The organism is Variovorax multivorans (genome assembly GCF_051216835.1).
Taxonomy (GTDB): Bacteria; Pseudomonadota; Gammaproteobacteria; order Burkholderiales; family Burkholderiaceae_C; genus Variovorax.
The window spans coordinates 604,343-625,108 of the sequence record NZ_JBPJZL010000001.1; the positions used below are offsets into that span (position 1 = coordinate 604,343).

Below are 20,766 nucleotides of genomic sequence, written 5' to 3' on the forward strand. Positions count from 1 at the left end.
GTTTTCGGCGCCAATCGTTTGATTCGACCGCGTGATAGGCCTGCCTTATCAGGCAGGCCATGCAGGCGCCTTCAGCCGTTGCGCCGGCAGATCGACCCGCCCGACGACAGGTCTGGCGCATCCGGGCTCTCGGCTGGTGGGCTGGAGAAAGCTGCCGCGAAGCAGCCGATGCCGGCGCTGCGCAGGGGCACATACCGGACCTGCTGGCGCACGCAGAGCCGCTTGAGGCTGTCCACCGACTCGTGGTCGATGCAGTCGACCGGAAACACCACCACCTCGGCCCAGGACACCGCAGAGGCCAACAGCCCCGACCGGTCTTCGAGCCTGCCGCCATGGCGCTGGAACTCACCGCCGTGCCGATGCACGAGATCGCGGATGGCCGGCATCGAACTCGGCCGGCCGCCGACGTAGAGAATCCGCCGGCCTTGCAGCTGGCTGTCGAGATAGGCGCTGGGCGCGGCTTCGCCGGCATTCAGCTTCAGCTGGGCCTCGGCTGCCGCGAGTTCACGACCCAACGCGATCGCATGCTCGCGCAGGTGCTCCAGCTCTTCCTGGAGCCGGTTCGCCTCGGCAACAGCCGCCACCGCGGCTTGCTCGGCGCGCTCGCGCCGCCCGGTCTGGACTGCAATCAGGGATGCGGCCCGCTCGCTCTCTTCCTGCCTGATCCGCGCCGCCAGCTCCGGTTCATCCAGCGGAAACGATGCCCCCTTGGGGCTTGCGGCGTGATGAATCAGCTCGTGCTTCAACTTCGAGAGCGCGTTGTCCCGCTCCTCGGTGAGTTCGTGCGACCTGGCCTGCTGGCGATCAAGCCGCTCGCGCAGTTCGGTGTTCTCCCGTTCGAGCGCGACCAGGCGCCTGATGTCCGCCCGATTTGCGGCGCCAACCAGGTGCGACAGCATGTGAACGTCGCCGAAGACCTTGCTCCTCAATTCGGGCGTGGCCTTGCGATGCATGAGAACGGCCCAGTAGGCTCCGGGGATCTCTCCCTGGCGAAGCGCCTCCTCCCAGAACTCTCTCAGCTCCGAGGTTGCGTGGATCTTCGAGACACGCTGGATGACCGGGGCGTGCCGATGATCCAGTGCTTTCTGCAATGCTTTGGCGACCCCGGCGTCTTGCGTGGCAAGCCGCACCGAGTCGTGGTGAATGTCCAGGTCGCTCACGCCTTGCAGATCGCCGTATCGGGCCATCAGCTTGCGCAGTTCGGATGTCGTCAGGCAGGTGCCGATCAAAGAGCAGAAGAAGTTCGTGTCCAGATCGGAAAGCCTGATGCGGCCGTTCGCCGCCGGCTCGTCCGCATCCACAACTGGATCGCAGCAGGCGGCGATACTGCGGAAAACCGGACTCTGCGTTTCGGAAACAGCAGTCTGGCCCGACACAAGACGTTTGAATGGCGGGTTGAGCATTGTGTTTGTCACCTGGGTAGCAAGTCGGAGCGAGAGGCCTCTCGTCGTATCTGCAAGAATATAGCGAAATGGCCTTCGTGCGTCCCGGAGGGGGGTGTGCGGCTTCACGTGGCCAGGGTTTTCTGCGGCGCGATTGGATGGAATACTCGCGCCATGGAACAAAAGATCGTTTCGCCCGCAAAGTCGGACCTTCGGGCCATTGCCACGCAGCTCATGCACGCGTCGGAGCTGGTGTCCGAAGCCAGCGGTCACGAGTTAACCGGTACAAGGACAGACCTTGCCGCGCTGCAGAAAGTCATCGACTCGAAGCTCGTCGAGCCGGAAGCCACCTACTCCCTTCAGGCGCTCGGCCTCGCATTCGGCAAAGTGTTCATCAGCACTCGTACCGATTTCGACTGGTGGATGGTCGAGGACGAGTACGGACGAGACCCCGCGCTCCGGTACAAGCAGACGACGCTTCTGCTGTTTCCCAAGACCATGATCTCCAAGCGAATCGAGGACGGCAAGGCAGTCAACGTCACGGAGATGTTCGAGGGGCTGCAGGAAACCGTTCGCGAAGTGCTGGCCGAGCACTACCCGGATGCCTGACCTGGATCGAAACCGCATGAAAACCATTGCGCCAATCGCCGCCATGCTCATGGCCGCCTGCACGACCATCGCGCCCAGCGCCTACGGGCAAGCCCCGGCCTATGCAGGCCCCTTGTTCGACACGCACCTGCACTACAACCAGGAAGCCTGGGACGGCAACACCGGTCCCTATCCGCCCGCCGAGGCGCTCGCGCGCATACAGCGCAACAACGTCAAGGCGATCATTGCCAATTCGCGCCCCAACGCGGGCACGCAGACCCTGGCCGCAGCGCGCGAAACACGCGCCGCGGGCGTGACGGTGGTGCCCTTCGTGCGCCTGTACCGCAATCGCGACGACTACACCAACTGGTTCCGCGACGAAACCATCTACGAGATGGTGCAGACCGAGCTTGCGCGCGGCACCGCGAGCGGCCCCTATCGCGGGCTCGGAGAGTTCCACCTGTACGACAGCGCCGACGCCAACGGCCCCGTGGCGAAGAAGCTGATCGTGCTGGCGGAGCAGCGCAAGCTCGCGGTGCTTGCGCACGTCGACGACGTGGCAATCGACCTGCTGATGGCCAACGCCCCGTCGAAGGGCCAGGCCCTGCGCCTCATCTGGGCGCATACCGGCATCGGCGGTGCACCGGTCGAGCGAGTACAGGCGCTGCTGGAGCGCTATCCGCTGCTGATGGGCGAGCTCTCGTACCGGCCGGGGCTGACCTGCGAAGGCGGCAGGCTGTGCCCCGAGTGGCGGGCGCTGATCCTCAAGTACCCGGGTCGCTTCATGGTCGGCTCCGACACCTGGGTCAACCAGCGCTGGAGTGCCTATGACGAAACGATGCGCGGCTACCGCACCTGGCTTGGCGATCTGCCGGCCGACGTAGCGCAACGCGTCGCCTGGGGTAACGCTGCCGCGCTGTTCGACCTTCGCTGATCAGCCTGCCAGCGCAGCCACCGCAATGCGCGTTGCCGACGCAATGACGTCGTTGCGCCCCTTCGCATCCTTCTGCGGAAAGGTCAGGTAGACCGACAGCACGATAGGCGCACCGGCCGGCGGCCACAGCACGCCGACGTCATTCGTGGAGCCATACGAGCCCGATCCGGTCTTATCCCCCACCCTCCAGCCGGCCGGCACGCCCGCCAGGAAACGCTCGGTGCTTGTGGTGTTGCCCAGCAGCCAGGTCTGCAACTGGTCGCGCTGCACCGTGCCCAGCGCATCACCCAGCGCCAGCCGCTGCACGCTGTCGGCCATGGCCGCGGGCGTGGTGGTGTCGCGCGGGTCGCCAGGAATACTGGTGTTGAGATCGGGCTCCGTACGGTCGAGCCTGAAGGTCTGGTCGCCGATGCCGCGCGCAAAGGCGGTAACGGCGGGCGGGCCGCCCAACACCTTCAACAGCAGATTGGCGGCGGCGTTGTCGCTGTACTGCACGGTGGCGGCGCACATCGCGGCCACGGTCATGCCGGTGGCAACGTGCTTCTCGGTGATCGGCGAGTAGGCGACCAGATCCGCCTTGGTGTAGCTGATGTTCCTCGACAGCAGGCCGCTGTCCTTGGTGCTGCGCTCGAGCACGGCCGCGGCCAGCATCAGTTTGAAGGTGCTGCACAGCGGAAAGCGTTCGTGCGGCCGGTGCTGGATGCGTGCGCCACTGCCGGTGTGAAAGCCGACCACGCCCAGGCGGCCTCCCGAGGTGCTTTCGAGTGCGGCGAGCTGCGCTTCGGCCGAAGACTGCGATGCCGTGCCAGACCACGCAGTGCATGCGCTGGCGAGCGGCAGGACGGAGGCGGCAAGCAGCAGGCTGCGGCGCTGGACTAGAGGGTTCATTTCGTTCTCTCTTTCTTTGGTCGAGTGGATGGTACGAAGCGAATCCTAGGAGCGGCACCCTCATCGATCCAGCCTCCCGACGGCGTTGTGCGTCCCGGGTGTATCCGCTGTAACGGCTGGAGCAGGAACTGCGGCGCGAAGAGAAATCGCGAAAGTGATCTCCCGCATGGAATACACGCTGCCCGCCCCCATCGAGCGCGTGTGGGCCTACCTGATCGACCCCGACAAACGCGCCGCGTGGCTTGCCGACGGCACCATGGCGCAGAAGCCGGGCGAGATGTTCGACCTGCGCTTCAACCACACCGAACTCACTGGCGAAGTAGCCCCCGATCGCTACGCAGAGTGCCGCCAGCCGATCGTGCAGAAGTCGCGGCTGGTGCGCATGGAAGCGCCGACGCTGCTGACGATCAGCTGGGACGAAGGCCCTGCGCCGTCGGAAGTCACCTTCGAGCTCACGCCGCAGGGAAACTCCACGCAGCTCGTGCTCACGCATCGCCGGCTGGCAAGCCGCAAGGACATGGTCAGCGTGGCGGGTGGGTGGCATGCGCATGTCGACGTGCTCATCGAGGTGCTGGCAGGCAGCAAGCCGCAGGGCTTCTGGACGAACCACGCGGCGCTCGAGAGGAACTACGAAGCGCAGATTCGCTGAACCGGCGCGTTCCTCTTTTTCATTTCTCTCGCACGGGGCCTTCGGGCCCCGTTTTTTTTGGGGGGTTTGCCTTCGCGGGGCTTGTCAAACCGCTGTCACCTGAGAACCGCAGCATCTGAGGTATTAAGAGTATTTGTGTGTTTTGTTGTAAATAACTTTATTTGCACAAGAACAGAAAGACACCCACGTTCCTTCGGCGCAGCCGCGGGATATGCGTCTCAGAACTTCGAGGGAAAACATGATCAGAGGAATGAACACGCGCCGCGCATTGGCGGGAACAGGCATGTGCGCTCTGCTGCTTCTCACCGCCTGCGGTGGAGGTAGTGGCAACGGTTTCTCGCCCATTGGCACACCGTCGCCCGGTAGCGGAAGCAACCCGGCACCCACCGTCAACCAGGGCAAGAGCGGGCCCAAGGCACTCGTCGTCGAGATCGATGGCCTCGCGTACGCGACGCTTCGCGATGCCATGGCACAGAACAAGGTGCCGGCGTTGCAGTCGCTGCGCGTTGCTCCGGCATGGACCGGCGGCGCCAACGGCACGCTGAGCGAACAGCGCACCACGGACGGCCCGGGTTGGGCCACGCTGCTGACCGGCACATGGGTACCGCGCCACGGCGTGCGCTGGGACACGAACGACCAGCGCATCGACGTCAAACTCGCGCCCTCGATCTTCGCACTCGCCAGGCAGAACAACAAGGCGGCCGGCTACAAAACGGCCTCCGTCACTGCTCGGGCGCTCTATCCGCAGTTGCTGGCGAACGAAGCCGGCACGCTCGACGCCGCAATCGACTGCGCAGGTGCCGACGCCTGCGTCACCGACCGCACCGCGCAGCTCATCGACACCGGCTACGACCTGCTGGTCGCGCAGTACGGCGCGCCGGCCACAGCGGCGGGCAGCGGCCTGAAGAGCGACGCCTACCAGCGCGCAGTCGTCGACACCGCCGCCGGCGTGGGCCAGTTGCTGGCGCGCATCGCGCAGCGCACTGCCAACGATCCGAAGGAAGACTGGCTCGTGATCCTCACGACCGGCCACGGCCTCGACGCCTTCGGCGGCGCCACTGGTGTGCAGGACAACGACAACAAGACGATCTTCATCGCCAGCAACAAGACGCTCGCGGCGCAGCCCGGTGTCGGCACGGCTGCGCCCACCGACACCACCCTGCTCGCGCTCGCTGCCGCCACCGACATCGCGCCGACCGTGTTGCGTCACCTCGGCGCGCTGCCTGCGGCCGCCGACTACCGCTTCAACGGCCAGGCCCTGCAGGCGGCAACGTCGCTGCGTGGTCTCTCGGCGAAGACGGGTGCGGACAAGCGCAGCATCGAACTGTCGTGGACGCTCGCTGGCACCACGACCGCGCCAGTGCAGGTGCTGCGTGACGGCAAGCTGGTGGCTACGCTGCCGGCCGGCTCGAATGCCTACATCGACCCTATCGTCGCCGAGAGCGACGGGCCGTACACCTTCCAGTACGCGGTCGTCGCCAACGAGGCCACCGTGGCACTCACCGCGCAGATCGCCTACGTCAAGCCGATACCGCCGGAACCGCCGGTGACGCTCGCCGCCACGCTGGCGAACGGGCTGGTCAACTACTACCCGCTCAACGCATTGCCGGGCGTCGACACGAAGAACGCCTCCACCCTCGCACCGTGGGCGGCCGACGCCAACGGCGGCACGCTGATCGACGATGGCTTCCCGGCACCCAACAAGGCCAAGGCGCTGCGCGTCGACAGCACCGTGAAGAACGCCAGCGGCATGGCCGGCTATCGCCTGGTGCAGAACAGCGACGTCACGACGAACCCCGCCGTCACGGCCTTCACCATCGGCTTCTGGATGCGCACCGACAACACCTGCAGCCAGGGCGTGAGCAATGGCGGCACGGTGATCGGCAACAAGAACTACACCACCGGCGGCAACGCGGGCCTGGCCATCGGACTGTTCGGCAGCTGCGAGATCCGCTTCAACGTAGGCACGGGCAGCGCACGCGCCGACAGCAACGGCTACAGCCTGAGCGCGGGCCAGTGGGCCTACGTGGCGGTGGTGATCGACAAGGCCGCACTCACGATGAAGGGCTACGTGATGGACCCCGTCAGGGGCATCCAGACCAACAGCACCGCCATCACCAGCGCGCTGGTCGACAAGCTCGGCGGCCTGGGCAACGGCCTGGGCCTGAACGAGGACGGCACCGGCCTCTACTACCAGCGCGAAACCTCCTCGCCGCGCGGTGCCATGGACTTCGACGACTTCGCGATCTGGAACCGCGCGCTCACGAACGACGAGCTGACCAGCATCTTCAAGTCGGGCACGCCGCTGTCGACGCTGCCCTGACCCCGATCACCCCCCGAGCCCCAAGACAACAACGATTCCAGAGGATCAAACCATGCAAGTTCACACCCTTCCCGGCGCGCGCCTCGTGCCCGCGCTCATCCTGGCCTGCGTCCTGTCCGCCTGCGGTGGCGGCAGCGGAGGTGGCGGCTTCGTCGGCGGCACGCCGACGCCCCCCACCACGCCGACGCAACCCGACACCGGTGTTGCCCCCGTGAAGAGCTGCGCCCCCTGAGCCCCGCCGAACCATGTCCAACCAGAAGAACAAGCCCATGACGAATTCACGTCGCAAATTTCTCACCGGCACGGCCACGACCGGCGCCGCCGCTCTCGCGCTCTCGGCCTTTCCGCCCAGCATCCGCCGCGCACTCGCCATTCCGGCCAACAACAAGACCGGCACGATCAAGGACGTCGAGCACATCGTGATCCTGATGCAGGAGAACCGTTCGTTCGACCAATACTTCGGCACGCTGATGGGCGTGCGCGGCTTCGGCGATCGCTTCACGATTCCGCTGCCAAAGGGCCTGAATGTCTGGCAGCAGAGCGATGCCACCGGCAAGCCCATCCTGCCCTACCACCTCGACAGCCGCAAAGGCAACGCGCAACGCGTGAGCGGCACCCCGCACTCCTGGAGCGACGGCCAGAACGCCTGGGACGGCGGGCGCGCCTACCAGTGGCCCCGCTACAAGAACAATGCGTCGATGGGCTACTTCAAGGAAGCCGAAGTCACCTTCCAGTTCGCGCTGGCCAACGCCTTCACGCTGTGCGACGGCTACCACTGCAGCATGCACACGGGTACCAACTCGAACCGCATGTTCCACTGGACCGGCACCAACGGCCCTTCGGGCCAGATCGGCACCGGTGTCGCGGGCGTGGCCTCGGTCGTCAACGAGTGGGACGACATCGGCCCCTCGACCACGGGCTACGAGTGGAAGACCTATCCCGAGCGGCTGCTGGAAGCCAATGTCAGCTGGTTCATCTACCAGAACATGCCCGACAACTTCACCGACAACCCACTGGCCGGCTTCAAGCAGTACCGCAAGGCCAACGAAGCCCCGGGCAGGCAGGTGAGCAACGACGACGTATCGCCCGCCTACGACCGGGCCAGCGACGACGCACGCGACCCGCTGTACAAGGGCATCGCCAACACCATGCCCGACGGCGGTTTCCTCGAGCAGTTCCGCAAGGACATCAAGAGCGGCGATCTGCCGAAGGTGTCGTGGATCATCGCGCCAGCCACCTATTCAGAGCACCCGGGACCTTCGAGCCCGGTGCAGGGCGGCTGGTACATCCAGGAAGTGCTGGATGCCCTCACCGCCGCGCCCGACGTGTGGAGCAAGACCGCACTGCTCATCAACTTCGACGAGAACGACGGCTACTTCGACCACTACCCGTCGCCGGCCGCGCCCTCGATCAACCCCGACGGCACGATGGCCGGCAAGACCACGCTGCCTGAGGCCGATCTCGCAGTGGAGCGCTTCACGCATCCGAAGCCGCCCGGCACCACCGGCCAGCCCGCGCCCGACGGACGCGTGTATGGCCCCGGCGTACGCGTGCCGATGTACGTCATCTCGCCCTGGAGCCGTGGCGGCTGGGTCAACTCGCAGGCCTTCGATCACACCTCGGTGCTGCGCTTCATCGAAGCCTGCTTCGGCGTGAAGGAGACGAACATCTCGCCGTTCCGCCGCGCGGTGTGCGGCGACCTCACGAGCGCGTTCAACTTCGCCACGCCCAACAACGAGGCGCTCCCCGCTCTGGCGGGACGCACGACCAAGGACGCCGCCACCAAGCTGCGCACCGACCAGCAGGCCCTTCCGCAAGTGCCACTGCCGCTCGACCCCCAGTTGCCGCGCCAGGCCACCGGCACGCGCCCGTCGCGCGCCCTGCCCTACGAACTGCACGTGAGCGGACGCAGTGACACCATCAAGGGCCAGATGCGGCTGGTCTTCAAGAACAGCGGCAAGGCCGCAGCCGTGTTCCACGTGTACGACAAGCTCAACCTCGACCGCCTGCCACGCCGCTACATGGTCGAGCCCGGCAAGCAGCTCGACGACGCATGGAACCCCACGACCGACAACAGCGGCTTCTATGACCTGTGGGTGCTCGGGCCGAACGGCTTCCACCGTCATTTCAAGGGCGATCTCAACCGGCTTCGCGCCGGTGGCACACCCAACCCCGAGGTGCGGGTGTGCTACGACATCGCCAACGGCAATGTCTACGTGGAAATGCTCAACAGCGGCACGGCCGCCTGCAAGTTCACGGTGCGTGCCAAGGCCTACCGCGACGACGGCCCGTGGAACGCCACGGTGAACGGCGGCGGCAAGGCCGAGCAGTTGTGGGTGCTGGCCAGCAGCGGCCAGTGGTACGACTTCGCCGTTACCTGCGATGCCGACCCGGCCTTCTACCGCCGCTTTGCCGGCCGTGTCGAAACCGGCAAGCACTCGGTGAGCGATCCGGCCATGGGCCTCGCCGATCTCTGACAGCGGACGGGGCCAACGCACCTGCATCGGGATATTGGGCGGCACAATTGCACGGCCCCTGTGCCTGTTCACGTGCAACCGGGGCGGCTGTCACACTGACGCCGCCCTTTTTCTTTTTTACGCCGGCATTCCATGCTCCAAGAAGAACGATTCCTGCGCATCCGCAGCCTGCTCGCCACCTTCTCGCGACTCAGCGTCGAGCGCATCATGCAGGACCTCACGGTGTCGCGCGAAACGGTGCGCCGCGACCTGCTCGAACTCGAAGGCCTGGGCGAGCTGCGCCGCGTGCACGGCGGCGCCGTTGCCATCAAGGCGGAGCCCGAGCCGCCGCTCGCGGTGCGGCTGGTGGCGCGCCAGCGCGAAAAGCGCGCCATTGCCAAGGCCGCCGTCGCACTGCTGCGGCCGGGGCAGACCATCTTCATGGACGCGGGCAGCACCATGTCGATCTGCGCGGAAGAGATCGGCACGCTGAGCGGAATGACGGTCATCACCAACTCGCTGAACATCGCGCTCAAGTTCGCGGGCGCGGGCGAAGGCCGGCTCACCGGCAACCAGACCATCCTGCTGGGTGGCCAGATCGACGTGAAGGCGCAGGCCACCTGCGGCGACACCACGGTCGAGGCCATCCGCCGCTATCGCGCCGACGTCGCGCTGCTGTCGCCGGTGGGTCTGCACGCCAAGCACGGCGCGATGAGCTTCGAGCACCACGAAGCCACCGTGGCACGCGCGATGGCCGAGCAGGCGCAGCAGCTGGTGCTGCTGGCCGACCACGCCAAGATCGGCCAGGCCAGCCGCGTGACCTATGCGCGAACGACGGACATCGATGTAGTGGTCACCGATGCCAAGGCGCGCGAGCTGCCGGGACTGTCGGCGCTGCGCAAAGCGTGCGAGCGGGTGATAGTGGCCTGAGGCGCATCGCATGCTGCGAGCGGACGCTTCCCCTGCCTCGCGATGGACGATGGCGGCCCTGGGTGCCGCAGCCTTCTTGCTCGCATCCGCGCCGGGACTGGCTTCCGCTGCATCGGGCTGCCTCGAAACGGCCATGCAAGCCCCTTCACCGTCGCGCGCCGTCGCAATGGCGGGCTTTGCACTGCAGGAGCACGCGGCCTTCGGCAGTCAGGCCATGGACGCCGAAGGCCGCATGACCGAAGCCGGCGACTCGGAGGCCGAGGACACGCGCCGCACGGTGCCGGGCCTCGCACCATGGCAGCGGGTGCTGGGCTACTGGCAGGCCGTCGATCCGCAACTCCCGTCGCTCGTGCGCTTCGGCGCACTGCGGGGCGCCGACCGGCACCTGCTGATGCAGGCGTTGAACGAGGCGACGGCCGGGCGCCTGCGGGGCATGGGCGTCGGACCCGACGAGGGACTTGATTCAGTGGAGCTGCGCGCCGTTCAGGCCGCGCTGAGCCGGGTCGCGGTGATCGACACGCCCTGGTCCGCGGCCTTCATCAGCTGGCTGGCGCGGCAGGCCGGGTTGGCGGACGACGAGTTCGTGTTCTCCGAGGCGCATGTCGACTATGCGGGCGCCGCGTGGCAGGCCGGCATCGAAGAGACCGTGGGCCGCCCCACGCGCTACGCCCTGCGCGCCTGCGACCTGAGGCGCACGCCACCGCGCGTCGGCGACCTGGTCTGCCAGGCACGCGGCGCGGGCGCCGGGTTCGATACCTTCGACAAGATCGGTGAAGTGCTGGCCGCGCGGGACACCGGCGGCGAGCCGTTGCCCATGCATTGCGACGTGGTGGTGGCCGTGGATGCCACGGGCTTCGACACCGTGGGCGGCAACGTGCTGCAGTCGGTCACGCGGCGCCGGCTCGACTTTGCGCCGGGCACGCGCTGGCTGGACCCGAGCTACCTGCCCGAGGGATGCACGCCGGGCGCGCCAGGGTGCATCGATCGCCACATGAGCCGGCAGCCCTGGTCGCTGCTGCTGCAGTGGCGCTGAGCGCGCTCAGGCTTCCTTGTAGTACGCCTCGACCGTGCCCTTGAGCTTGAGCAGCAGCGGCTTGCCCTTGCGGTCGAGCGTCTTGCCTGCAGGCACCTTGATCCAGCCTTCGCTGATGCAGTATTCCTCGACGTCGAGGCGGTCCTTGCCGTTGAAACGGATGCCGATGTCATGCTCGAAGGCGGCGGCCACGTGGTGCGGGCTGCGCGGATCGATGGAGAGGTGGTCGGGAAGGGGTGGGCGGGGAGTGGCTTCTGTCATGGCGCGTGATGATAGGGGCTCCCGGGCCCTGCCCTATCGCCGCTTCTTCGCGGGCCTTGCAGGCGGCTTGGGCGCGAAGCCCAAGGCGGCGCGTGCCAGCGCGTCGGCCTCGCCATTGCGGTGGCGCGGAATCCACTGCACGCGCACGTCGTCGAAGCTGCCGAGCAAGGCGCGGGCATCGTCGAAAAGGTCGGCCAGGCGCTCGATCGGTTTCGCCCCGGTCGGGCCGAGCTGTTCGACCAGGATGCTGTTGTCGCTGTAGGCCCGCACCGCCGTCGCACCGCGCTCGCGCAGGTCTTGCAGCGCCAGCGTCAGCGCCCGCAGTTCGGCCTCGTTGTTGCAGCCGGTGGCATGCGTGGCTTGCGACAGCGTGTGGCGCGTTCCGTCGGGCGCGGTGATGACGGCGCCGATGCCCATGCGCCCCGGGTTGGGCATGGCGCTGCCGTCGCAGTAGACGGTCCACGGGAGGCTATCGGGCCTGGCTTCCCCTGCACTCATTCAGCAGTTGCCGCGCTTGATGCCCGCGAGGTTCTGGCAGGGCCGCTGGCCGGGCGGCGGCCCCGGGTCGTTCACATGCGGCGGCGGACGTCGGATAGGGCGCACGCCGTCGTAGTACGGATCGGGGCTCAGGATGACGACGGCCGGGGGATCGGCAGCCGCGGGCTGCGTGTCGGCGGGATAGCGCGGGATGATGGCCGGGCCCGAAGGCGGATTGCTGGCCACCTGGCTGGGCGGTGCAATCGGTGCTGCGGGGGTCGGCGCCGGTGTGTAGTCTGGCCGGCGCGCCTCGGCGGGCGGCGATTCGAGGATCGGCACCTGCCGCGACTGCTTGCTGCCCGCCGGACAGGCGACGTTGGTGTAGGAGATGGCCCCGCTGGCGTCCGTGCAGCGCACCACCTCAGCCGCCTGTGCGCCCAGCGCCGCAGCGAAGATCGTGAGGGAGGCAGCCAAGGTGCGCATCGGTCGATTTTTCGGCAGGGTTGCAGTCAGGTCAAACACCCGGGAACCGCCCCGGGGTCATCCACTGTAGCCGTTGCGAGCGCGTTGCGCACCTGCGGCATGATCGCGGGCATGGATAACCATCGCCCGCACCCGCTCGTCATCGTCAAGCTTGGAGACACCTTCGAGGCCCTGCGCACGCGGCGCGGCGACTTCGAGCACTGGATTGCCGACGGGCTCGACACGCGCGCGCTGCCTCTGCTGGTGGTCGACCCGCGCCGCGGCGACGCCCTGCCCGACCCGGCCGAGGTGTCGGGCGCGGTCGTCACCGGTTCGCACGCGATGGTGTCGCACCGCGAACCCTGGAGCGAGACCACGGCCGCCTGGCTCGCGCAACTCGTGGCGCGCGACACGCCTGTGCTCGGTATCTGCTACGGCCACCAATTGCTCGCGCATGCGCTCGGCGGCGAGGCCGGCGACCACCCGCAGGGCGCGGAGGTCGGCACCGTGACCGTCACGCTCGACGATGCCGCCGCTACCGACCAGTTGCTGCGCGGCCTGCCCGCGCAATTCCCGGCCCACGCGGTGCACTGGCAGAGCGCTCTGCGCCTGCCCGAAGGTGCTGTGCGGCTGGCCGGCAACGACCACGAGCCGGTGCATGCGTTCCGTGCGGGCGAACATGCCTGGGGCGTTCAGTTCCACCCCGAGTTCGATGCCGACGTCATGCGCGACTACATCGACCAGCTGGCCGACGGCCTGGCTCGCGCCGGCACCGACCCGGCCGCACTGCGCGAGCACGTGATCCAGACCGACGCAGCAGCCAGCCTGCTCGGGCGCTTCGCACGGATCGTCGAAGCGCATCACGGCGTCTGACGCCCTGCGCTGACAAGAAGCGCGTTTCGCTTCGGTTAAGGTGCGGTCCATTCGCCGTTTGCCCAACCCCTCTTTCATGACCACTCCCTCCCCCGCGCCGACCCGCAAGCATTTTTCGATGCTCCGGGAATTCCACCTGGCCGATGCCTTCACGCTCGGCAATGCAGCCTGCGGGGTGGGCGCGGTGTTCCTCGCGATGGCCTTCATGGCGAGCCAGTCGCTCGCGCAGTTCCTGTGGTCGGCCGCGCTCGCGCCGGCAGCGTTCATCTTCGACGTGCTCGACGGCCGCATCGCGCGCTGGCGCCAGACGCAATCCGCCCTCGGGCGCGAGCTCGACTCGCTGGCCGACATCATCTCCTTCGGCATGGCGCCCGCCGCGCTCGGCTTCGCGGCCGGGCTGAACGGCGGCTGGGACTGCGTGATCCTGATCTATTTCGTGGGCTGCGGCGTGAGCCGGCTCGCGCGCTTCAACGTGACGGCCGAGTCACTGTCGGCCGGCTCCGACAAGGTGAAGTACTTCGAGGGCACCCCCATCCCGACCAGCGTGGTGCTGGTGGGCGTGCTGGCATACGCGGCCTGGCAGGGCCACATCGGCAGCGCCTTGTGGGGCGGCGCCTGGGTCATCGGGCCGTGGCAGTTGCATCCGCTCACGCTGCTCTTCGCGCTCTCGGGCACGCTCATGATCAGCAAGACGCTGCGAATCCCGAAGTTCTGACCGCTCACTCGACTCGGCGCGGCGTGCCGCGCTTGTGACAACGCGCGGCAAAGGTACGTCCTTTAATCGGCTTCCTTGTTCCTTTCCAATAAGAGAGACGCCCGCATGACATCGAAGAACGCCACGCCTTCCCGGTTTTCGCTCACGGCCCTTTCCGTGGGCCTGGTCGCCCTGCTTGCCGCCTGCGCGAGCACGCCGCCGCCCGGCGGGCGTAGCGTGACCATCGAGCGCACCACCTTCGGCATTCCGCACATCACCGCACCGGACTACGAGGGCCTGGCGTACGGCAGCGCCTATGCGCATGCGCAGGACAACGTCTGCCAGACGGCCGAGCACCTGCTCACGCTGCGCGGCGAGCGCTCGCAGTTCCTGGGCGCGCAGAACACCGGCGACCTGGGCCTGGGCCGCGCGCCGAATGCGCAGATCGACCTGTTCATCCGCTATCACATGGATGACGCCGCGCTGGCGCGTGCAGGCGCTACCACGAGCCCCGACGTGCAGGCCGCGCTGCGCGGCTACGTGGCCGGCTACAACCGCTACCTGCAAGACGCCGGCCCCAACGGATTGCCCGAAGCCTGCCGCGGCAAGCCCTGGGTGCGGCCGATGACGGCCGGCGACCTGTCGCGCGCCACCGAGATGTCGATGATCCAGGGCGGCCTGGGCGCGCTGGCCGGCGCCGTGCTCACCGCGGTGCCGCCCGCCCCCGGCGCCAAAACAAGCGCCGCGCCGGTGGACCTGAAGGAAGCCGTCGCCGAAATCGGCCGCCACAGCTTCAACGCCAACCCCGAGGGCGGCGAGCTCGGCTCCAACGGCTGGGCCTTCGGGCGCAACGCCACGCCGGACGGCCGTGGCCTGCTGCTCGGTAACCCGCATTTTCCGTGGACCGGCACCAACCGCTTCTGGGAAATGCACCTCACCATCCCCGGCAAGCTCGACGTGATGGGCGCCACCGGCGGCCTGAGCCCGGTGGTGGCCATCGGCTTCAACAAGGACGTGGCCTGGACGCACACCGTGTCGACCGGCAAGCGCTTCACCCTGTACGAGCTGAAGCTCGACCCCAATGACCCGACGGTGTACCTGGTCGACGGCCAGCCGAAGAAGATGGTCGCGCGCACCGTGGCACTGCCCGCCGCGGCAACTGGCAGCGGCACGCCGCCGGTGCAGCACACCTTCTATTCGACCGACTGGGGCCCGGTGATCTCGCTGCCGCGCGCCGGCCTGGGCTGGACCGCGCAGAAGGCCTACGCCATCCGCGACGCCAACACGCTCAACGTGCGCTCGGCCGAGAGCTGGATGAAGATGGCGCTGGCCCGCAACGTGGCCGAGCTGCGTGCCGCCATGGGCAACCAGGGCATGCCGTGGATCAACACCATCGCGGCCGACCGCGACGGCAACGCGATGTACGCCGACCTGTCGGTCGTGCCCGACGTATCGGCCGACATGCTCAAGAGCTGCGCGCCCTCGCCCGCCGCTGCCGCGCTGCTCAACGCGGCAGGGCTGCCAGTGCTCGACGGCTCGCGCAGCGCCTGCGCGTGGAACCGCGACAGCGCGGCCGCCGCGCCCGGCATCATCGCGCCGACGCGGATGCCGGTTCTCATCACACCGGACTACGTGCAGAACAGCAACGACAGCTTCTGGCTCAGCAACCCCGACACCGCGCCGATGGCTGGCGTGTCGCCGTTGGTGGGCCCGGTGGGCGTACCGCAGCGGCTGCGCACGCGCAGCGCGATCATGGAAATCCGGGGCCGGCTCGCGGGCGGCGACGGCCTGCCCGGCAACCGCATGGGCGCGGCCGAGCTGCGCAGCGTGATCTTCCGCGACAGGAACCTCGCGGGCATGCTGGTGATGAACGACCTGCAGGCCGCCTGCAGCGCCGCCGGCAACACGCTCACCACCGATCAGACGCTCGGCTGCCGCGTGCTCACCGCCTGGGACCGCACCAGCAATGCCGACTCGAAGGGCGCACCGCTGTTCCGCGAGTTCTGGCGCAAGACGAAGGACGTGCCGAAGGTCTGGCGCGTGCCGTTCGACCCCGCGCAGCCGGTGACGACGCCGGCCGGGCTCGACATGGCCACGCCGGCCACGCGCGAGGCCGTGTTCAAGGCGCTGGGCGACGCGGTCGGCATCCTGCGCACCGCCGGCTTCGCGGCCGACGTGCCGCTGGGCGTGCCGCAGTCGCGCCTGGTGCGCGACCAGAAGATCGCGCTGCACGGCGGCGACGAGTTCGAGGGCGTGCTCAACAAGCTGGAGTCGCAGGGCCAGTCGCTGATCGACCCGAAGGGCTACAACGTCAACTATGGCAGCAGCTACATGCAGGTCGTGACCTTCGACGCCAACGGCCCGGTCGCTCAAGGCCTGCTGACCTACGGCCAGAGCAGCGACCCGGCTTCGCCGCGCGCCTACGACCAGTTGCCGCTGTTTGCGGCCAAGCAGTGGCACCCGCTGCCGTTCCACCCCGCCGATGTGCGGGCGCAGCGCGAAGGCACGCCGCTGCAGCTCGCATACTGACACCACCCCATCCATGTCACAGCAAACCGCCCCTTCCCACACCGCCGCGAGCGGGCTCGACGAGCTGATCCGCATCGCGGCGGCGAAACCGCTGTCGCCAGCCTGCGATCACTTCTACTTCCTGCGCCACGGGCAGACCGGCCGCAATGCGTTGCGCATCTTTCAGGCGGTGGACGAGCCCCTGAGCGAGCTTGGTCTGCAGCAGGCCGCGCGCGCCGCCGGGCTGCTGGCCGGCGAGCCGATCAGCACCGTCGTGTGCAGCGACGCGCGGCGCGCGCACGACACCGCGTACGCCGTGGCCACGACGCTGAAGCTCGTGCCGGCAGCGCAGGCCGCGCTGCGCGAGCGCAACTTCGGCGCGCTGATCGGCACCTCGTCCGCCAACATCGACTGGGCCTGCGAGCCCGAGGGTGGCGAAACGCTCACGCAATTCGTCACCCGCACGCGCGACGCGCTCGACACAGCCCTGCGGCTGCCCGCCCCGGTGCTGGTGGTGGCGCACGGCGGCACGCTCTACGCTTTGGCCGCCCTGCTGGGCGTGCCTGTCGACATCGGCCTGCTCGGCAATGCGCAGCCCTTGCGTTTCGAGCGCCGCGGCCCCACATGGGCCGTGACGCCGCTGCTGCGGCAAGCCGACGGCGACGCAGCCCTGGCCTAGCCGCCCCCATAGCCCCCGTAGCCCCCGGGCCTTGTCGCCGTCCACCCAACGAACCGCCAAACACCATGGAATTCAAGGACTACTACAGCGCACTGGGCATCGACCGCACCGCGTCCGACGACGAAGTGCGCAAGGCCTATCGCAAGCTCGCCCGCAAGTACCACCCCGACGTCAGCACCGAGCCTGACGCCGAGAAGCGCATGCGCGACCTCAACGAGGCCAAGGACGTGCTTGGCGACAAGGAAAAGCGCGCCGCCTACGACGCGCTGGCCGACCGCGTCGCGCGCGGAGGCCACCCCGAGGGCGACTTCCAGCCGCCGCCGGGCTGGGACGAAGGCTTCGAGTTTCACCGCGGTCCGCGCCAGGGCCCGGCCGACCATGCCGACTTCAGCGAGTTCTTCTCGTCGCTGTTCGGCGAAGCCGAACGTCGCGGCGCCGCGCGCCAGAACTTCCGCGCGCGCGGCGAAGACCACCACGCGGCCATCGAGATCACGCTCGAAGACGCGCTCAACGGCGCCGAACGCGAGATCACGCTGCGTGCGCAGACGGTCGACGCACAGGGCCACCCGCAGTGGGAGAACCGCACGCTCAGCGTGAAGATCCCGCCGGGCGTGCACCCGGGCCAGTTCATCCGCCTCGCGGGGCAAGGCATGCCCGGCCACGGCGGCGAGCCGCCCGGCGACCTCTACCTCGAAGTGCGCATCGCACCGCACAAGCTGTACCGCGTGGAAGAGCGCGACCTGTACATGACGCTGCCCATCACACCCACCGAGGCCGCGCTGGGTGCGCAGGTGCAGGTGCCAACACCTACCGGCGGCGTGGTCGAAGTGACCGTGCCGCGCAACGCGCGCAACGGCCTGAAGCTGCGGCTCAAGGGCCGGGGCTTCGCAGGCAAGACGCCCGGCGACCTGTACCTGCTGCTCGACATTGCGCTGCCGCCCGCCGACAGCGACGATGCGCGCAAGGCCTACGAACAGCTGGCGCAAGCCACGGCATCGTTCCACCCACGCCAGCATCTGGGAGTCTGAGCATGGTGAATTTCACCGTCACAACCGCCACCGCCGTCAGCGCCTCGCAACCGCTCGCGGCGAGTGAACTGGCGCACGCCGTCGGCGCCGACACCGCCTGGGTCGTGCAACTGGTCGAGGTCGGCATCCTGCGGATCGAAACGACCGAGACCCAGCCCGAGCGCTGGCAGTTCTCCAGCGCCGACCTGCAGCACGCGCTCGAAGCTCGCCGGCTGGAGCGCGACTTCGGCGTGGGGCTCGACGCCGCCGCGCTGATCCTCGACCTGCAGTACGAGGTGCGCCGGCTCAAGGCGGTGCTGCAGGCGCGCGGCCTGCGCTGAGCTACTGCATCTGCTGCAGGTTGCCGATGCGCACCAGCATCTCGGTGAACATCTGCAGATCGGCGTCGAGGTCGGGCACTTCCTTGTACTCCTTGGCGTTGTGCCCCGTGTACTTCTTGCCGGGCATGCCGGGGCCGAAGCTGATCGCGTTGGGCATCTGCTTGGCCGTGGTGGCGCCGGCTGCGGATACCGGTTTGGCCTCGAGGCCGGTGGTGTCGCCGTAGATGTTGAGCAGCGTCGCCAGCCACTGACCGGAGGGGTCGCGCGCCATCCAGTTGCCTTGGTCGTACTTGATCTCGACGCTGGCCTTGTTCGCCGCAGCCCAGTCATTGATCTTCGCGGTGACTTGCGTCTTGAGTTCTTCGGGCGTGCGGCCGCGCGGCATGCGCGTGTTGACCGCCACGACCAGCCGGCCGTCGGCACCGGTGCGGATCAGATTGGGAGAAAAGGTCAGCGGCCCCATGAAGTCGTCCCTGTAGCCCAGGCCGATCTTCTCGCCAAGGTAGCCGGTGCCGTAGAGCGCATCGACGTACTTCACTGCCTTCAGGAACTGGTTATCGGCCAGGGTCACGCCGGACTCCAGCAGGAACAGGCCCAGCCGCGGCAGCGGATTCACGCCGTTCTGGGGCTCCGAGCCATGGGCCGAGGTGCCCGTGACCTTGATGGCGATGCTGTCCCCGTCACGCGTGACGGCAATCGCAAACTTGCCGCCCTGCGATTCGTACTTCTGCAGGAAGGCCGGCTTCGCGGCTTCGAGCTTTGCGAGCACCGCAGCGAGGTCTCCGCCCTTGAGCGTGGCGGTGGCGGTCTGCGAAATCGCGTTGACCGCTGCGGCTGCGCCCATGTCGGTGATCGCGGTGACTGCGCCATCGGTTTTCTCTGCCGGGAAGAACACGCTCAGCGAGCCCGCGCCCTTCTCGGCCACGACCGCGGGGTAGCCGCTGTCGAGCACGATGTTGTAGGCCGGCAGCGGCACCTTGCCGCGGTAGTACTCCATGGCGTCGCCGCCGGTTTCCTCGGTGGTCTCGATCATCAGGCGCATGGTGCGCTGGATCGGCAGGCCGCTTTCCTTCACCGTCTTCATTGCGTACAGCACGGCCGCGATGGAGCCCTTGTCGTCGATGGTGCCCCGGCCGTAGAGGCGATCGCCCACGCGCACCATGGTGAACGGATCGAGCCTCGTGCCGTCGTCGAGCACCCACTCGGACAGCACCGCGGGCACCACGTCGGAGTGCGTGAGGATGCCGAACTCTTCAGTGCCCTTGCCCTTCAGGCTGACTTCGAAGATGCGGTTGTCGACGTTGCGGTACGCAAGCCCGAAGTCTCGCGCCATCTTCTCGACCAGCTTGCCGAAGTCGATGATCGTCGGGTTCTCGTGCGGCGGAATCTGCACGTTGCGCGCAGTCGGCAGCGCCACCATGGCGCCGAGGCTTGCGATCACGGCCTTCTGGTTGTGCAGGCGGTTGTACAGGCCCAGCAGGCGCGCGATGTTGGTGAGGTCGTCGCCGGCCAGCGGCGCCTTCTTGCGATAGGCGGCCACGGCGGGCTTCAGCTCGGGGTTGGCCTTCTCCGCCTGGGCCAGAAAAGCGTTGAAGCTGGAGGCGGGCTTGCCGCCTTGCCAGGCCGCGGCCAACTGGTCGAGCGCGGGTTTCTTGAGCGTCTCTGCGAAGGCCGGTGCGGTGAGGCCAACTGCCATCAAGCCCATGGTGAAGGCTGGCAACGAGAAGCGAAATTGCAGCATGTGCGTGACTCCCTTTTCACAAAAATGGAAGCCTTCGACGATACCCGAGCCACGCGTTGCGACAGGGCCCTGCGCACTACGAAGAAACGTTGCGGAATCAGCCCGGCAATACGGAGATGGTTCTCCAGGTGCTCAGCACGATAAGCGCGACCATCACCAGCGTTGCGATCGCCAGCCACTTGCTGCGCTGTCCCTTGACGATCTGCCAGGCGCCGTTGGCAATGCACAGGAAGCCGAACAAGATGACAACGCCGAAAAGGCCAAGGACCGTCCTCCCCTGCATCGCGGTCCCCGTGAAGCGCGCGCCTTGCGCATCGGCCACCCCGGGACTCAGCATGCTCGGCGCCAGCGCGTAAGCAATCGCGCCCATTCCCGCGGCAAGGAGAACCCCGAGCACCACCAGCACCCAGCCCAGTCGGCGGACTTGGCTTGCCGATCGCATGCGTCCGCCGCATTGCGGGCACCGGTCAACCGCTTCGCTCGTCACGAGGCCGCAGCGAAGCGAATAGCAACTGCTCTGTTCAGTCATGGAGAAGCCCC

Annotated in this window: 21 protein-coding genes; 14 read left to right on the forward strand and 7 right to left on the reverse strand. The window is 67.8% G+C overall.

Going from position 1 to position 20,766, the window contains the following annotated elements; translation table 11 throughout:
• Nucleotides 1-71 precede the first annotated feature (71 nt).
• A complete protein-coding gene (locus ACSFCA_RS02850) occupies nt 72-1,403 on the reverse strand; it encodes a DUF2325 domain-containing protein (protein WP_435458548.1) in 1,332 nt (443 codons plus the stop codon).
• 153 nt (nt 1,404-1,556) lie between these two features.
• Here ACSFCA_RS02850 and ACSFCA_RS02855 point away from each other — a divergent pair, with 153 nt between their 5' ends.
• Together ACSFCA_RS02855 and ACSFCA_RS02860 are read left to right on the forward strand one after the other, a co-directional pair.
• Nucleotides 1,557-1,991: a DUF3806 domain-containing protein gene (locus tag ACSFCA_RS02855; RefSeq protein WP_258354247.1), complete on the forward strand. Its 435-nt coding sequence runs from the start codon at nt 1,557-1,559 to the stop codon at nt 1,989-1,991.
• A 43-nt stretch (nt 1,992-2,034) separates the two neighbouring features.
• Nucleotides 2,035-2,904, forward strand: coding sequence for an amidohydrolase (locus ACSFCA_RS02860; protein ID WP_435458662.1), 870 nt, complete (start codon nt 2,035-2,037; stop codon nt 2,902-2,904).
• On the opposite strand, the gene bla is transcribed toward ACSFCA_RS02860, so the two are convergent.
• Nucleotides 2,905-3,792 carry a class A beta-lactamase gene (gene bla, locus ACSFCA_RS02865; RefSeq protein WP_435458549.1) on the reverse strand — a complete coding sequence of 296 codons (888 nt, stop codon included), beginning with the start codon at nt 3,790-3,792 and terminating at the stop codon, nt 2,905-2,907.
• Nucleotides 3,793-3,946: 154 nt separating this feature from the next.
• Here bla and ACSFCA_RS02870 point away from each other — a divergent pair, with 154 nt between their 5' ends.
• From ACSFCA_RS02870 to ACSFCA_RS02895, 6 genes are all read left to right on the forward strand, one after another.
• Nucleotides 3,947-4,441 (forward strand): SRPBCC family protein, encoded by a 495-nt coding sequence (locus tag ACSFCA_RS02870; protein WP_435458550.1) that lies wholly within the window; start codon nt 3,947-3,949, stop codon nt 4,439-4,441.
• Between the two features lie 250 nt (nt 4,442-4,691).
• Nucleotides 4,692-6,764, forward strand: a complete 2,073-nt coding sequence (locus tag ACSFCA_RS02875) for a LamG-like jellyroll fold domain-containing protein (protein WP_435458551.1) — start codon at nt 4,692-4,694, stop codon at nt 6,762-6,764.
• 52 nt (nt 6,765-6,816) lie between these two features.
• The gene (locus ACSFCA_RS02880) at nt 6,817-6,996 is read left to right on the forward strand and encodes a hypothetical protein (protein ID WP_435458552.1); all 180 of its coding nucleotides are present in this window, start codon (nt 6,817-6,819) and stop codon (nt 6,994-6,996) included.
• 37 nt (nt 6,997-7,033) lie between these two features.
• Complete coding sequence (locus ACSFCA_RS02885) at nt 7,034-9,241, forward strand: phosphocholine-specific phospholipase C (protein WP_435458553.1); 2,208 nt, start codon at nt 7,034-7,036, stop codon at nt 9,239-9,241.
• A 132-nt stretch (nt 9,242-9,373) separates the two neighbouring features.
• Nucleotides 9,374-10,150, forward strand: a complete 777-nt coding sequence (locus ACSFCA_RS02890; protein WP_435458554.1) for a DeoR/GlpR family DNA-binding transcription regulator — start codon at nt 9,374-9,376, stop codon at nt 10,148-10,150.
• Nucleotides 10,151-10,283: 133 nt separating this feature from the next.
• Nucleotides 10,284-11,183: a DUF2272 domain-containing protein gene (locus ACSFCA_RS02895; protein ID WP_435458555.1), complete on the forward strand. Its 900-nt coding sequence runs from the start codon at nt 10,284-10,286 to the stop codon at nt 11,181-11,183.
• Nucleotides 11,184-11,189: 6 nt separating this feature from the next.
• Here ACSFCA_RS02895 and ACSFCA_RS02900 read toward each other — a convergent pair whose 3' ends face one another.
• From ACSFCA_RS02900 to ACSFCA_RS02910, 3 genes are read right to left on the reverse strand one after another with little or no spacing between them, the layout of a single operon-like run.
• Entirely contained in the window at nt 11,190-11,444 is a 255-nt protein-coding gene (locus ACSFCA_RS02900; protein WP_093055689.1) for a DUF3297 family protein, read from the reverse strand.
• A gap of 33 nt (nt 11,445-11,477) precedes the next feature.
• A complete protein-coding gene (locus ACSFCA_RS02905; protein ID WP_435458556.1) occupies nt 11,478-11,942 on the reverse strand; it encodes a ribonuclease HI family protein in 465 nt (154 codons plus the stop codon).
• A complete protein-coding gene (locus ACSFCA_RS02910) occupies nt 11,943-12,404 on the reverse strand; it encodes a hypothetical protein (RefSeq protein ID WP_258354237.1) in 462 nt (153 codons plus the stop codon).
• Between the two features lie 111 nt (nt 12,405-12,515).
• Between ACSFCA_RS02910 and ACSFCA_RS02915 the strand changes: the two genes are divergently transcribed.
• The 6 genes from ACSFCA_RS02915 to ACSFCA_RS02940 all read left to right on the forward strand — a co-directional run bounded on the left by ACSFCA_RS02915 (nt 12,516) and on the right by ACSFCA_RS02940 (nt 18,485).
• Nucleotides 12,516-13,256 carry a glutamine amidotransferase gene (locus tag ACSFCA_RS02915; RefSeq protein WP_435458557.1) on the forward strand — a complete coding sequence of 247 codons (741 nt, stop codon included), beginning with the start codon at nt 12,516-12,518 and terminating at the stop codon, nt 13,254-13,256.
• A 76-nt stretch (nt 13,257-13,332) separates the two neighbouring features.
• Nucleotides 13,333-13,971 (forward strand): CDP-alcohol phosphatidyltransferase family protein, encoded by a 639-nt coding sequence (locus ACSFCA_RS02920; protein WP_258354235.1) that lies wholly within the window; start codon nt 13,333-13,335, stop codon nt 13,969-13,971.
• Between the two features lie 105 nt (nt 13,972-14,076).
• A complete protein-coding gene (locus tag ACSFCA_RS02925) occupies nt 14,077-16,479 on the forward strand; it encodes a penicillin acylase family protein (RefSeq protein WP_435458558.1) in 2,403 nt (800 codons plus the stop codon).
• Nucleotides 16,480-16,492: 13 nt separating this feature from the next.
• The gene (locus tag ACSFCA_RS02930) at nt 16,493-17,137 is read left to right on the forward strand and encodes a histidine phosphatase family protein (RefSeq protein ID WP_435458559.1); all 645 of its coding nucleotides are present in this window, start codon (nt 16,493-16,495) and stop codon (nt 17,135-17,137) included.
• Nucleotides 17,138-17,202: 65 nt separating this feature from the next.
• Entirely contained in the window at nt 17,203-18,165 is a 963-nt protein-coding gene (locus tag ACSFCA_RS02935; RefSeq protein WP_258354232.1) for a DnaJ C-terminal domain-containing protein, read from the forward strand.
• Between the two features lie 2 nt (nt 18,166-18,167).
• Complete coding sequence (locus ACSFCA_RS02940) at nt 18,168-18,485, forward strand: chaperone modulator CbpM (protein WP_435458560.1); 318 nt, start codon at nt 18,168-18,170, stop codon at nt 18,483-18,485.
• A gap of 1 nt (nt 18,486) precedes the next feature.
• Here ACSFCA_RS02940 and ACSFCA_RS02945 read toward each other — a convergent pair whose 3' ends face one another.
• Both ACSFCA_RS02945 and ACSFCA_RS02950 read right to left on the reverse strand, forming a co-directional pair.
• Nucleotides 18,487-20,226, reverse strand: coding sequence for a dipeptidase (locus ACSFCA_RS02945; protein ID WP_435458561.1), 1,740 nt, complete (start codon nt 20,224-20,226; stop codon nt 18,487-18,489).
• Between the two features lie 97 nt (nt 20,227-20,323).
• Entirely contained in the window at nt 20,324-20,755 is a 432-nt protein-coding gene (locus ACSFCA_RS02950) for a hypothetical protein (RefSeq protein WP_435458562.1), read from the reverse strand.
• Nucleotides 20,756-20,766 lie beyond the last annotated feature (11 nt).

Coding starts and splice junctions, on each gene's coding strand:
- ACSFCA_RS02850 (WP_435458548.1), bottom strand. CDS start 1,403: ATGCTCAACCCGCCATTCAAACGTCTTGTGTCGGGCCAGACTGCTGTT.
- ACSFCA_RS02855 (WP_258354247.1), top strand. CDS start 1,557: ATGGAACAAAAGATCGTTTCGCCCGCAAAGTCGGACCTTCGGGCCATT.
- ACSFCA_RS02860 (WP_435458662.1), top strand. CDS start 2,035: ATGCTCATGGCCGCCTGCACGACCATCGCGCCCAGCGCCTACGGGCAA.
- bla (WP_435458549.1), bottom strand. CDS start 3,792: ATGAACCCTCTAGTCCAGCGCCGCAGCCTGCTGCTTGCCGCCTCCGTC.
- ACSFCA_RS02875 (WP_435458551.1), top strand. CDS start 4,692: ATGAACACGCGCCGCGCATTGGCGGGAACAGGCATGTGCGCTCTGCTG.
- ACSFCA_RS02880 (WP_435458552.1), top strand. CDS start 6,817: ATGCAAGTTCACACCCTTCCCGGCGCGCGCCTCGTGCCCGCGCTCATC.
- ACSFCA_RS02885 (WP_435458553.1), top strand. CDS start 7,034: ATGACGAATTCACGTCGCAAATTTCTCACCGGCACGGCCACGACCGGC.
- ACSFCA_RS02890 (WP_435458554.1), top strand. CDS start 9,374: ATGCTCCAAGAAGAACGATTCCTGCGCATCCGCAGCCTGCTCGCCACC.
- ACSFCA_RS02895 (WP_435458555.1), top strand. CDS start 10,284: ATGCAAGCCCCTTCACCGTCGCGCGCCGTCGCAATGGCGGGCTTTGCA.
- ACSFCA_RS02900 (WP_093055689.1), bottom strand. CDS start 11,444: ATGACAGAAGCCACTCCCCGCCCACCCCTTCCCGACCACCTCTCCATC.
- ACSFCA_RS02905 (WP_435458556.1), bottom strand. CDS start 11,942: ATGAGTGCAGGGGAAGCCAGGCCCGATAGCCTCCCGTGGACCGTCTAC.
- ACSFCA_RS02910 (WP_258354237.1), bottom strand. CDS start 12,404: ATGCGCACCTTGGCTGCCTCCCTCACGATCTTCGCTGCGGCGCTGGGC.
- ACSFCA_RS02915 (WP_435458557.1), top strand. CDS start 12,516: ATGGATAACCATCGCCCGCACCCGCTCGTCATCGTCAAGCTTGGAGAC.
- ACSFCA_RS02920 (WP_258354235.1), top strand. CDS start 13,333: ATGACCACTCCCTCCCCCGCGCCGACCCGCAAGCATTTTTCGATGCTC.
- ACSFCA_RS02925 (WP_435458558.1), top strand. CDS start 14,077: ATGACATCGAAGAACGCCACGCCTTCCCGGTTTTCGCTCACGGCCCTT.
- ACSFCA_RS02930 (WP_435458559.1), top strand. CDS start 16,493: ATGTCACAGCAAACCGCCCCTTCCCACACCGCCGCGAGCGGGCTCGAC.
- ACSFCA_RS02935 (WP_258354232.1), top strand. CDS start 17,203: ATGGAATTCAAGGACTACTACAGCGCACTGGGCATCGACCGCACCGCG.
- ACSFCA_RS02940 (WP_435458560.1), top strand. CDS start 18,168: ATGGTGAATTTCACCGTCACAACCGCCACCGCCGTCAGCGCCTCGCAA.
- ACSFCA_RS02945 (WP_435458561.1), bottom strand. CDS start 20,226: ATGCTGCAATTTCGCTTCTCGTTGCCAGCCTTCACCATGGGCTTGATG.
- ACSFCA_RS02950 (WP_435458562.1), bottom strand. CDS start 20,755: ATGACTGAACAGAGCAGTTGCTATTCGCTTCGCTGCGGCCTCGTGACG.